We start from the raw sequence: 9,030 nt of genomic DNA, 5'->3' as shown, positions 1-9,030 counted from the left end.
GGGCCTGCGCAGCTCACTGCAACTGCTGGAGAACGCCGGATCAGCCCCACAACGCTGGAACCGCATTCAAAACCTCAGCAGCAAGCTCTGGCAGGCATTCCAGGGGCTGGAACGCGTCACACCCTTTCTGGATGTGGCGCCCGCCAGCGGACTGGTGAGCTTTCAGATCAATGGCGATGTGCCCCCTGCAGAGCATGTGAAGCAGTTGGGTGCCCAGGGGCTATGGATTCGCGACTTGGCGGACCCCAGTTGCTTGAGGGCCTGCACCCACATCAGCACCACAGACGACGACATCAACGCCCTGGTGGCAGCCATCAGCGCCCTTTGATCAGCTCAGATCAACCGCATCAGCACAACTTGCTTCAAAACAACCTCAAACGCAGGGCGCGTTCCGCTTCCTCGCGATCGTCGAAGTGCACCTTTTCGGTGCCGAGAATCTGGTAATCCTCGTGCCCTTTCCCGGCCACCAGCACCAGATCGTTCGGCTCAGCTTCGGCAATGGCTGAGGCAATCGCCTTGGCTCGATCACCCTCCACCAGCAGATCACGACCGACCGGAATCCCCGCCACCACGTCATTGAGGATCTGCTGAGGATCCTCGGTGCGGGGGTTATCGGAGGTGACAACCACACGGTCAGCCAGGCGTGCCGCAATTGCCGCCATCTGCGGACGCTTGCCCCGATCCCGATCACCACCGCAACCGAACACACAGGTCAGTCGGCCCGTGCAGAACGGACGCGCCGCTGAAAGAGCGTTGTCCAAGCCATCGGGAGTGTGAGCGTAATCCACCAGCACCGGGGGCAAATGCGCTGCATCTACCCCGTTCAAAATCACCCGCTCCATCCGGCCAGGCACGCCGCCGAAACGGCCGATGGCCTCCAGCAGCACCGGCAAGGGCAGCTGCTGCTGAAGCAACACCCCCACCGCCTGAAGCAGGTTCATCAGGTTGAAGCGGCCCAACAAGGGCGAACGGAAACGGCCCTCACCCACAGGGCTGATCAAGCGGCCTTCCACCCCAGCGGCCTTCATCTGCAGGTCGCTCATGTGCAACTCAGCCGATGGATCCTCCAGGGAGCTGCGCCAACAGACGGCGCCGAGTCGTTCGGCCAGCCGCGCCCCCCAGGGGTCATCACTGTTGACCACCGATCGCGCATCACCTTCCAACAACAAAGGATCCGCGAACAGCGACGCCTTGGCCTCGAAGTAGTCCTCCATCGAGGCGTGGTAGTCGAGGTGGTCCTGGGTAAGGTTGGTGAACACGGCGCCTGCGAAGCGGCAGCCCGCCACCCGCTGCTGCGCCAGGGCATGAGAACTCACCTCCATGGCCGCCAGGCCGCAACCGGCGGAGGCAGCCTCGGCGAGTTGCCCCTGCAGGCGATCGGCAAAGGCCGTGGTGTGGGTGGCCGTGGTGCTGTGGCCCGACCAGCGGTTCACCAACGTGCCGAACAGGCCCACCGATTTGCCGGCTGAAGCGGCCAGATGCTCGATCAAATGGGTGGTTGTGGTTTTGCCATTGGTGCCAGTCACACCAATCAGAGCCATACGCCTGCAGGGGTGATCCCAGTACGCCGCGGCAATCTCACCGATTCGACGAGCCACCGACTCTTGAATCACCACCACAGGGGCATCAGCACCTGGCGGTTGTGCAGCAGCAGCTTCAGCTCCAATCACGGCAGCGGCGGCACCGGCCTCAAGGGCTTGGGCCCAGAAGGTGCCTCCATCCACCCGTTCGCCGGGGAGACCGAGAAACAGGATTCCAGGACCGACGCGGCGTGAATCCGTCGTGATCGCCTCCAACCCAGGGTTCACCAGTCCCTGCGGCACTGCGATGCCTGCATCACTCAACAGGGCATGCAACGCCTGCGTCATCCCATCTCCACTGTGCTTGGGGGAGTTTTAAGTCGTTCAGAGCGCCGTGGACAGACAGCGTTGCAACCAATTCAATAGTCCCTCACCGGCGAGACGTGGTGCAACCCGGGGAAGCTCAGATCCATCGAGCGCAAGCACGGGCACCTCGAGGTCGTAGCGCGCCTTCAGCTCCTGGGGGGTGCCGGTCGCATCAATATCGATCACCGTCAACGTGATCGACAACCCCAGGAGATCGAGGGCGCGCAAGCGGGATTCCAAGCCTTCGCAGAGGCAGCAGCCGATGCGGCTGTACAGGGTGAGCTGCTTCATCAATCGGGCACCGGGTCACAGCCACAGGGTGTAAAGGGATGGCAGCGCAGCAGCCGTTTCACGGTGAGCCAGCCCCCCTTCCAGGGGCCATACCTTTGGATGGCCTCAAGGCCATAGGCACTGCAGGTGGGCGTGAAGCGGCAGCGGGGCCCAATCATCGGGGAGATGAAGCGCCGATAAAAACCAAGCCCTGCCAGGAGAACAGCCGCTAGAGCCTGGTTCAACACCTGTCGCAGCTGGGCCATCGGACCGCCAGATAGAGTGGCGGATCCGTGCATCGTGGCAGATGCCTGGGACTGTTTCGGTTCCAGCATGCCCAACAACCGCACGATCTCAACACACACCTTCCCAACCTATGTCTCGTTACCGCGGCCCTCGCCTGAGGATCACGCGGCGCTTGGGAGACCTCCCCGGTCTCACCCGGAAGGCCGCCAAACGGTCCTATCCCCCCGGTCAGCACGGCCAAGCCCGTCGCAAGCGCTCTGAATACGCGATCCGTCTCGAAGAGAAGCAAAAGCTTCGCTTCAACTACGGCGTCTCCGAGCGTCAGCTCGTGCGCTACGTGAAGAAAGCACGCGCCCAGGAAGGTTCCACAGGAACCAACCTGCTCAAGCTGCTTGAGAACCGTCTCGACAATGTTTGTTTCCGCCTCGGCTTCGGTCCCACCGTGCCCGGTGCCCGTCAGCTGGTGAACCACGGTCACATCACCGTTAACGGTCGTGTCACCGACATCGCCAGCTACCAGTGCAAGCCTGGCGATGTGATCGCTGTCCGCGAGCGCAAGTGCAGCAAGAAGCTGGCTGAAGCCAACCTCGAGTTCCCCGGTCTAGCCAACGTGCCGAACCACCTCGAGCTGGACAAGTCTAAGCTGAGCGCCAAGGTCATCGCCCACTGCGAACGCGAGTGGGTTGCCCTGGAAATCAACGAACTGCTGGTGGTGGAGTACTACTCCAGAAAGGTCTGATCCAGATCCGCAGTTAACACCCCACGATGCGCAACCCTGGGTTCAGAGTTGCGTTTTTTTTGATTGATCCCCAGGCACTGCAGACGCTCACCAGCCATGACTGGCTCGGACTGATCCATCCCGTGCTGATGATCCTGTTCGTCTACCCGGTGGTGGGCGCCACGATTCGGCTGGGAATCCTGGCGCGGGAAAAGCGTTTGAAGATCAACCCGATCGCCGACACCGTGCCGGTGGAGCATGCGCAGCATGGGGCCTGGGTGACTAGCGGAGTGCTGGTAGCGGTGCTGATCGGCCTCAGTCACAGCCTCTGGAACATCCATCCCCTGGGTCTAGTCGTCACCGGCTGCGCCGTGCTGTTCGGCTTCGGCCGCCTGCTCTCAAGCCGGACGATTTGGCAGCGCCTGCTCTGGGCCGCTGCCTCTGCGGGAGGGCTACTTCTGCTGGGGCTGCAACCCGCCGTGGAGCGGTTCAGTGATATTCCCTGGAGCCCCCTGTTCTGGCAGTCCCATTTCTGGATGGGGATGTTGCTCACCGCCCTGTTGCTGAGCTCCACCGCTTTGCAACCGTTGATTGCTCATTCCGTGAGTGCCAGGCGCTTTCACATCAGCAGCAATCTGCTGGTGGCCTTATTGCTGGCCATGCAAGCGATCTCCGGCACCAGAAACCTGTTGCTGCACTAAGCCAAACCCGCCTCCACACCACCCGAAAGTTCCTCAGCGGCGAGTACCTGCCGCAACCAGGGAAGGCTCAGGCCGATCACATTGGAATAACAGCCATCCAAGCCATCGATGCAGAGGCCGCCGCGGCCCTCGAGGGCAAAACCGCCAGCGCATTGCAGTGGTTCACCACTGACCACATAGGCTTCGATCTCGGCCTGGCTGAGCGGGGCAAAGCGCACCACCGTCTCCACGCAGGCCAACACCTCAGGTTGTCCGCGACGGATCAGGCAATGGCCCGTCAACAGAGATCCACAGCCGCCAGCCATCCGCTGCCAACGCTCAATCGCTTCGACTGGCCCCGAGGGCTTGCCGAACACTTGCCCTTCAAAACTGAGCATGGAGTCACAGCCCAGCACAGTCGTGATCTCAGCATCATGCGCAGGGTCAAGCAACTGGGCAACAGCCTTGGCCTTGGCCTGCGCCAGCAATTTCACCAGCTCTGCTGGATCTGCATGCTGAATCTGATCCTCATCCACACCGCTGACGCGCACCTGATGCTGAATTCCCGCTTGCTCCAGCAAGCGGCGACGCGCCGGCGAGGCGGAAGCAAGCATGAGCACGGAAACACACTGCAGAACAACGCTCCGTAGGCTGCCAGGGACGAAAGGCTTCGCCATCGCTCACCCCACCGACCTGCTGGATCGACGCAGCCGTGACCGGGCTTGCCGGGCCATGGGATGCCTGCCCTTCTCTGAAGCCCTCTACCGGGATCTTCAACAGCAAGGCTTGGATGCCGGCGACCTCTGGAGCGAACCCAACCGCTACGGCCGCAAGACACGCTGGTTCCGCAACAGCGAAGCCCTCGAGGACGATCTCCGCTGGCTGATCAGCGTGGGTGTGCTGCGCCGGGAAGTGGATGGGCAGGGCCTGACCAGCCGGTTCAGGCTCACCCCCCTGGGTCGCCAACTTCTCGATGACGACCCTGCACTCCTGCAACGTTCCATCCCGGTGCTAGATCGGCTGCGCCACAGCCTGCGTCGGCACTGGCCGCTGTGACCCGCACCCCGCTGCGCCCCCTGATGGTGCTGGGCACCTCCAGCGGTGCCGGCAAATCCTTGATGACGGCGGCGTTGTGCCGGGTGCTCCAACGCCGGGGAGAACAGGCGCTGCCCTTCAAGGGGCAGAACATGAGCAACAACGCCTGGGTGGATGCTGATGGTGGCGAGATGGCCTACTCCCAGGCCATGCAGGCCTGGGCGGCGGGTCTTGAGCCCTGCTGTGCCATGAATCCCGTGCTGCTGAAACCCCGGGGCGACAGCACCAGTGAGGTCATCCATGGGGGCCAAAGCGTGGGAATCGCCCGCGCCGAGCACTACTACCGCGACTGGTTCCGCCCAGGCTGGCAAACGATCAGGACCGGGCTAATGGAGCTCCAGCAGCAATGGCCCCATGGCCGGCTGGTGCTGGAGGGGGCGGGAAGCCCTGTGGAAGTGAATCTGCAACGGCGCGACCTCACCAACCTGCGCCTGGCCCAGTACCTGCGGGCCAACTGCCTGCTGGTGGCCGACATTGAGCGCGGCGGAGTCTTTGCCCAGATCGTCGGAACGCTCACCTTGCTGCGCCCGGTGGAACGCCCCTTGATCAAAGGCATCCTGATCAACCGCTTCAGAGGTCGGCGGAAGCTGTTTGATGAGGGTCGCCGCTGGCTCGAAGCCAACACCGGGGTACCGGTGCTGGGGGTGATGCCCTGGCTGAACGAGCTGTTTCCTCCAGAAGATTCTCTCGATCTGCTGGAACGCAAACCCACCCGGGGAGCCACCGATCTGGAGATCGCCGTGCTGCGGTTGCCCTCCTTGAGCAACTTTTCCGATCTCGATCCGCTTGAGGCCGAAGCCAGTCTGAGGCTGCGCTGGATTCAACCCGGGGAGCCCCTAGGGGAACCGGATGCCATCATTCTTCCGGGAAGCAAGCAGACGCTGCGGGATCTGGAGGCGTTGAACAGCTGTGGACTAGCCGATCAACTCAGGGCCTACACCCGCGCTGGTGGATCCGTTCTGGGCATCTGCGGCGGAATGCAGATGCTGGGCAGAAGATTGAACGATCCGGAGGGACTGGAGGGCACGGATCAGAGGGGGCCCCAAAACGGCTTGGGAATCCTCCCCCTGGAGACCACCTTCAGCGGCACGAAACGGCTGAGTCAGCGCAGCATTGATGGCCTCTGGCCTATGGAGACGCCGCTGCGCGGATTTGAACTGCACTACGGAACAACCACGCCGGATCCTGGTCTTCAGCCCCTAAGCAGCGAACCGGGTTTGGGTTGGTGGGCTCCTGGACCAAAGGGTTCGAGCGTGGTGGGTACCTACTTGCACGGGTTGCTCGACAACGGCCCCTGGCGACGGGCCTGGCTCAACAGGCTTCGCGATCAACGGGGGCTGCAACCGTTGGCCAACGATCCCCAGAACCACAGCGCTCACCGTGATCTGTTGCTCGATCGCCTGGCCGATGCCTTCGAGCAACATGTGAACCTTGCTCCATTGCTCCAGCCATGACCACGATTCCTGTGCGCTGGCCCGATGGCCGCACAACCCAGGAAACCATTGGCCAAGACTGGTTGGTGGCCGCCAGTGGAGCTGGCATCAGCATTCCCACCGGTTGCCTGGGGGGCAGCTGCGGGGCATGCGAGATCGACGTAAACGGCAAGACGGTGCGCGCCTGCATCAGCACCGTTCCACCTTCGAAATCAGCGAAACTCACCGTTGAATTCGCCACCGATCCGCACTGGTGACTCCCTTTCGCTTCAGCTTGATGGCCCTGTTCACCGGAGCCCTGAGCGGCGCCGGCGTAGCTGTTGTGATGGGTTGGAGCGGCAGTGGCCCAGATCGGTGGAGGTTGCGTCGGGCCTGAAGCCCTGATGAGCCGCATGGCCGCCCTGATCAGCCAACGGATCTGGCATGAGCGCGACAAAAGACTCCAAGAGGCAACGGTGGCAGGGAGCTTCGGATTGTTCGGAACTCCGCTGGTAGGAGGTGCTGTCGTTGCCGAAACCCGCCAAGAAAACCGCAACCAGGATCTGCTGAACCGCTGGCTGCCGGGAAGCATCGGTGGTGTTGCCGGGTTTGCGGCATTCCATGGTATCGATGCCGCCAGCGGTGGATCGCTGTAACGACTCCCCTACATCTGGCCCAGCACCCTGGGGGAAGATCTCGGCAGCCTCAGCGCAGGCCTATTGGGGGGAGTGGTCGGTTGCGGCCTGGGCTGGCTGTTGCTGCAGTGGCGAGGCTGGCTGGAGTAGCGCCAACTCCTGACCCGATGGCCCTGGTGGCCGCTGCTGACCGGCCTGCTGTTGGGGACCTGCATGCACTGGTTGCCGTTGGTTCCCTTCGCTGGGGAAGACCAGCTGCGCCCCCTGCTGGAAGGCCAGAACTCAAGTGAGGCCTGGGTCCTACTCCTCTCCGCGATCGTGAAACTGCTGATGCTGGGCTTTTGCCTGGAAACCGGCTGGCGCGGAGGGGTGTTCTTCCCCTTGTTCCTGGTCGCATGCGCCCTGGGGATGGGGCTGGACTCCTGCTGCCGGATCTGGGCAGCCTTGGCAGCTGGTGCGGTGCCCTCACAGGTGCGTTGTACCGCTGCGTGCTTGCTGTACCCGTGGCGGTTCTTGTGCTCGGGGTTGCCCTCCTCCAGGGCAACGGGGCCGCCAGCCTACTGGTGGGCCTTGATATGGCGCACCTGATCAGGTCTCGTGTTGACCTGGATGGTGGCCCTCCACTTCGCCCTTGAACACACGACTGGCCAGGATGTCTACTGCCTCAATCGTGGTGAGATCCAGCTTGGTCAGAGCCTCCCCCATCCGCGAAAACAACCGGTTGGCCTGGCGCAGACGGGCCCGGTCCAAAGCATTGCGAACCGAGCGCGCATTAGAGAAGAAAGACAGCTGACGCCGGCGCGAGACGTAATCGCAGAAAGCCATCTCGGCCTCGGCACTGAACTGGTAATGCTGAGCCTCCAGGAGCAGGCCTGCGATCGCCATCAGCTCGTCGTCGCTGTAGTCCGGGAAATCGAGATGGTGAGCCACCCTTGAGGAAAGCCCTGGATTGGAGCTGTAAAAGGTCTCCATCCGATCTTTGTAGCCCGCGAAGATCACCACCACGTCGCTGCACCGGCTCTCCATCTCCTGCAGGAGAATCTCAATCGCCTCGGCACCGTAATCGCGCTCGTTGTCTGGTTTGTAGAGGTAATAGGCCTCATCAATGAACAGCACGCCACCCTGGGCGCGCTTGAGCATCTCCTTGGTTTTGGGGGCGGTGTGGCCCACGTACTGACCCACGAGGTCGTCGCGGGTGGCCGTCACCACATGGCCTTTGCGGAGGTAGCCCAGGCGATGCAGGATTTGCGACATCCGCTGCGCCACGGTGGTCTTGCCGGTACCGGGATGGCCGGTGAACGACATGTGCAAACTGGGCGCAGTGCTGGGCAAATCCAGTTGCTGCCGCACCTGATCCACCAGAAGCAACGCTGCAATCTCACGGATCCGCGTCTTCACCGGCGCCAGCCCGATCAGGTCGCGATCCAGTTGGTCGAGCACCTCAGCCACACCGGAATCGGCGTAGGCCGAAGCCAGATCAACCGAGGAGGGCATCGATCTCTGTGGCAAAGGCGCGATCGGATTTGCTCAGCTGGGCATCAGGGCCGTCATCCTCCGGCCGGATCGTGATGTTCACGTAAGTGCGCCCGAAGCTGATGTCGGGAAAGCGCTGGGTCGCCTCACTGTGCTCACCAAGCGTGTCGAGAAAATCGCGGGTGGCGTCGTAGCTGTCGAACTCGAAACGACACTCGAGACACACGGGTCGTTTCCGCTCCTGCCACTGATTCATCAGAGCCCCCATTCAGCCTAAACCTGCTGAAAACCTAGAGGAGCGCCACCCGCTGGCAGCCCATCAAACGCCCTGACCAGGCCTCGACGTAGGCCCGATTGGCGGCCTGATGCTCGGGATTATCGGAATCCAGCGAATGCGGCATCGTGCCGGCGATGGCGGCATTGGTGACACAGAACATCGACTTCTGGAAGCTGATGCAGATCTGCACGTGCACATCGGTCTGCCCACGACCGTTATTACCGTACCAGAGGCTCAGTTCCTCGGGCAGGTGGCGGTACATATCCTGCATGCAGAGGCTGGGGGGAATGCCCGCACCCATGCTCGGAATCGGGTCGGCGTAAAGGGCGCCGTACTTG

General features: G+C 62.4%; 15 protein-coding genes and 1 pseudogene. 9 read left to right on the top strand and 7 right to left on the bottom strand.

The genetic code is table 11. The features are described 5' to 3' along the window. Positions 1-328 (top strand): annotated as a pseudogene (locus ACGVJ8_RS06115) (cysteine lyase); the annotation flags it as partial. 34 nt (positions 329-362) lie between these two features. Here ACGVJ8_RS06115 and ACGVJ8_RS06110 read toward each other — a convergent pair. The 3 genes from ACGVJ8_RS06110 to yidD are packed head-to-tail and all read right to left on the bottom strand — an operon-like array spanning position 363 to position 2,455. Then, on the bottom strand, positions 363-1,868 hold the full coding sequence (locus ACGVJ8_RS06110; RefSeq protein WP_392346375.1) for a UDP-N-acetylmuramoyl-L-alanyl-D-glutamate--2,6-diaminopimelate ligase: 1,506 nt from the start codon (positions 1,866-1,868) through the stop codon (positions 363-365). A 36-nt stretch (positions 1,869-1,904) separates the two neighbouring features. Continuing rightward, positions 1,905-2,177, bottom strand: coding sequence for a glutaredoxin family protein (locus tag ACGVJ8_RS06105; RefSeq protein WP_392346373.1), 273 nt, complete (start codon positions 2,175-2,177; stop codon positions 1,905-1,907). Continuing rightward, positions 2,177-2,455 (bottom strand): membrane protein insertion efficiency factor YidD, encoded by a 279-nt coding sequence (gene yidD, locus ACGVJ8_RS06100; RefSeq protein ID WP_392346371.1) that lies wholly within the window; start codon positions 2,453-2,455, stop codon positions 2,177-2,179. Before yidD ends, ACGVJ8_RS06105 begins: the two co-directional genes overlap by 1 nt. Positions 2,456-2,532: 77 nt before the next feature. Here yidD and rpsD point away from each other — a divergent pair, with 77 nt between their 5' ends. Further along, positions 2,533-3,141, top strand: coding sequence for a 30S ribosomal protein S4 (gene rpsD, locus ACGVJ8_RS06095; protein ID WP_392346369.1), 609 nt, complete (start codon positions 2,533-2,535; stop codon positions 3,139-3,141). Between the two features lie 128 nt (positions 3,142-3,269). Then, positions 3,270-3,821, top strand: a complete 552-nt coding sequence (locus tag ACGVJ8_RS06090; protein ID WP_392346381.1) for a DUF4079 family protein — start codon at positions 3,270-3,272, stop codon at positions 3,819-3,821. On the opposite strand, the gene ACGVJ8_RS06085 is transcribed toward ACGVJ8_RS06090, so the two are convergent. Next, a complete protein-coding gene (locus tag ACGVJ8_RS06085) occupies positions 3,818-4,414 on the bottom strand; it encodes a nucleoside triphosphate pyrophosphatase (RefSeq protein WP_392346367.1) in 597 nt (198 codons plus the stop codon). The two genes, ACGVJ8_RS06090 and ACGVJ8_RS06085, sit on opposite strands and share 4 nt — an antisense overlap. Between ACGVJ8_RS06085 and ACGVJ8_RS06080 the strand changes: the two genes are divergently transcribed. From ACGVJ8_RS06080 to ACGVJ8_RS06055, 6 genes are all read left to right on the top strand, one after another. Next, positions 4,413-4,856: an Npun_F0494 family protein gene (locus ACGVJ8_RS06080; protein ID WP_392346365.1), complete on the top strand. Its 444-nt coding sequence runs from the start codon at positions 4,413-4,415 to the stop codon at positions 4,854-4,856. The genes ACGVJ8_RS06085 and ACGVJ8_RS06080 overlap by 2 nt on opposite strands. Positions 4,857-4,879: 23 nt before the next feature. Next, positions 4,880-6,349, top strand: a complete 1,470-nt coding sequence (locus ACGVJ8_RS06075) for a cobyric acid synthase (RefSeq protein ID WP_392346379.1) — start codon at positions 4,880-4,882, stop codon at positions 6,347-6,349. Next, positions 6,346-6,585, top strand: coding sequence for a 2Fe-2S iron-sulfur cluster-binding protein (locus ACGVJ8_RS06070; RefSeq protein WP_392346363.1), 240 nt, complete (start codon positions 6,346-6,348; stop codon positions 6,583-6,585). Before ACGVJ8_RS06075 ends, ACGVJ8_RS06070 begins: the two co-directional genes overlap by 4 nt. Then, on the top strand, positions 6,582-6,704 hold the full coding sequence (locus tag ACGVJ8_RS06065) for a hypothetical protein (RefSeq protein ID WP_392346361.1): 123 nt from the start codon (positions 6,582-6,584) through the stop codon (positions 6,702-6,704). Before ACGVJ8_RS06070 ends, ACGVJ8_RS06065 begins: the two co-directional genes overlap by 4 nt. Beyond that, a complete protein-coding gene (locus ACGVJ8_RS06060; RefSeq protein WP_392346359.1) occupies positions 6,670-6,963 on the top strand; it encodes a hypothetical protein in 294 nt (97 codons plus the stop codon). Before ACGVJ8_RS06065 ends, ACGVJ8_RS06060 begins: the two co-directional genes overlap by 35 nt. 192 nt (positions 6,964-7,155) lie before the next feature. Next, the gene (locus ACGVJ8_RS06055) at positions 7,156-7,530 is read left to right on the top strand and encodes a chloride channel protein (RefSeq protein ID WP_392346377.1); all 375 of its coding nucleotides are present in this window, start codon (positions 7,156-7,158) and stop codon (positions 7,528-7,530) included. On the opposite strand, the gene cbbX is transcribed toward ACGVJ8_RS06055, so the two are convergent. The 3 genes from cbbX to ACGVJ8_RS06040 form a co-directional block, all read right to left on the bottom strand. Next, positions 7,531-8,436, bottom strand: a complete 906-nt coding sequence (gene cbbX / locus ACGVJ8_RS06050; protein ID WP_392346357.1) for a CbbX protein — start codon at positions 8,434-8,436, stop codon at positions 7,531-7,533. Continuing rightward, positions 8,420-8,671 carry a 4a-hydroxytetrahydrobiopterin dehydratase gene (locus ACGVJ8_RS06045; protein WP_392346355.1) on the bottom strand — a complete coding sequence of 84 codons (252 nt, stop codon included), beginning with the start codon at positions 8,669-8,671 and terminating at the stop codon, positions 8,420-8,422. The genes cbbX and ACGVJ8_RS06045 overlap by 17 nt, the downstream gene beginning before the upstream one ends. A 34-nt stretch (positions 8,672-8,705) precedes the next feature. Beyond that, the coding region (locus tag ACGVJ8_RS06040) for a CO2 hydration protein (protein ID WP_392346353.1) at positions 8,706-9,030 on the bottom strand (325 nt) is incomplete at its 5' end.

Source organism: Parasynechococcus sp. (assembly GCF_042954245.1).
Lineage (GTDB): Bacteria > Cyanobacteriota > Cyanobacteriia > PCC-6307 > Cyanobiaceae > Parasynechococcus.
The sequence above is the reverse complement of the archived record's forward strand: the minus strand, read 5'-3'. Positions and strand labels throughout refer to the sequence as shown.

What these genes read in the sequence shown, in the direction of transcription:
- ACGVJ8_RS06070 (WP_392346363.1), top strand. Translation starts at nt 6,346, where the DNA reads ATGACCACGATTCCTGTGCGCTGGCCCGATGGCCGCACAACCCAGGAA.
- ACGVJ8_RS06075 (WP_392346379.1), top strand. Translation starts at nt 4,880, where the DNA reads ATGGTGCTGGGCACCTCCAGCGGTGCCGGCAAATCCTTGATGACGGCG.
- ACGVJ8_RS06085 (WP_392346367.1), bottom strand. Translation starts at nt 4,414, where the DNA reads ATGCTTGCTTCCGCCTCGCCGGCGCGTCGCCGCTTGCTGGAGCAAGCG.
- yidD (WP_392346371.1), bottom strand. Translation starts at nt 2,455, where the DNA reads ATGCACGGATCCGCCACTCTATCTGGCGGTCCGATGGCCCAGCTGCGA.
- ACGVJ8_RS06080 (WP_392346365.1), top strand. Translation starts at nt 4,413, where the DNA reads ATGAGCACGGAAACACACTGCAGAACAACGCTCCGTAGGCTGCCAGGG.
- ACGVJ8_RS06110 (WP_392346375.1), bottom strand. Translation starts at nt 1,868, where the DNA reads ATGACGCAGGCGTTGCATGCCCTGTTGAGTGATGCAGGCATCGCAGTG.
- ACGVJ8_RS06105 (WP_392346373.1), bottom strand. Translation starts at nt 2,177, where the DNA reads ATGAAGCAGCTCACCCTGTACAGCCGCATCGGCTGCTGCCTCTGCGAA.
- ACGVJ8_RS06090 (WP_392346381.1), top strand. Translation starts at nt 3,270, where the DNA reads ATGATCCTGTTCGTCTACCCGGTGGTGGGCGCCACGATTCGGCTGGGA.
- cbbX (WP_392346357.1), bottom strand. Translation starts at nt 8,436, where the DNA reads ATGCCCTCCTCGGTTGATCTGGCTTCGGCCTACGCCGATTCCGGTGTG.
- ACGVJ8_RS06055 (WP_392346377.1), top strand. Translation starts at nt 7,156, where the DNA reads ATGCACTGGTTGCCGTTGGTTCCCTTCGCTGGGGAAGACCAGCTGCGC.
- rpsD (WP_392346369.1), top strand. Translation starts at nt 2,533, where the DNA reads ATGTCTCGTTACCGCGGCCCTCGCCTGAGGATCACGCGGCGCTTGGGA.
- ACGVJ8_RS06045 (WP_392346355.1), bottom strand. Translation starts at nt 8,671, where the DNA reads ATGAATCAGTGGCAGGAGCGGAAACGACCCGTGTGTCTCGAGTGTCGT.